Annotated in this window: 1 protein-coding gene; it reads right to left on the reverse strand. The window is 65.2% G+C overall.

Annotation, left to right across the window (positions count from 1 at the left end; translation table 11 throughout):
• Window positions 1-840 (reverse strand): cbb3-type cytochrome c oxidase subunit I (locus L2C96_RS44200; RefSeq protein ID WP_237340331.1); only part of this gene is annotated, 840 nt, incomplete at both ends.

Genomic DNA, 840 nt, shown 5'->3' on the forward strand with positions numbered 1-840 from the left:
GCGTCTCGAAGCTCAGCTGGCCCTTCCACATGGTGCCGATCCAGTTGAAGAACTTGACACCGGTCGGGACCGCGATCAGGAAGGTCATGAAGGAGAAGAACGGCAGCAGCACGGCGCCGGTGGCGTACATGTGGTGCGCCCACACCGCGACCGACAGCGCCGCGATGCCCAGCGTCGCGAAGACCAGGCCCTTGTAGCCGAAGATCGGCTTGCGCGAGAACACCGGGATGATCTCGGAGACGATGCCGAAGAACGGCAGCGCGACGATGTACACCTCGGGGTGCCCGAAGAACCAGAACAGGTGCTGCCAGAGGATCACACCGCCGTTGGCCGGGTCGAACACGTGCGCCCCGATGTGCCGGTCGGCCATCAGGCCCATGAGCGCCGCGGTGAGGATCGGGAAGGCGAGCAGCACCAGGATGCTGGTGACCAGGATGTTCCAGGTGAAGATCGGCATCCGGAACATCGTCATGCCGGGCGCGCGCAGGCAGACGATCGTGGTGACCATGTTGACCGCGCCGAGGATGGTGCCCAGACCGGAGACCGCGAGGCCGGCGATCCACATGTCCGCGCCGATGCCCGGCGAGTGGATGGCGTCCGACAGCGGGGTGTAGGCGAACCAGCCGAAGTCGGCCGCGCCACCCGGGGTCAGGAAGCCGGAGACGGTGATGATGCCGCCGAACAGGTACAGCCAGTAGGAGAAGGCGTTCAACCGCGGGAACGCCACGTCCGGCGAGCCGATCTGCAGCGGCATCACGAAGTTGGCGAAACCGAACAGGATCGGGGTCGCGTACAGCAGCAGCATGATCGTGCCGTGCATGGTGAACAGCTGGTTGTACT

This window comes from Amycolatopsis tucumanensis, from assembly GCF_021654135.1.
Taxonomy (GTDB): domain Bacteria; phylum Actinomycetota; class Actinomycetes; order Mycobacteriales; family Pseudonocardiaceae; genus Amycolatopsis_E; species Amycolatopsis_E tucumanensis.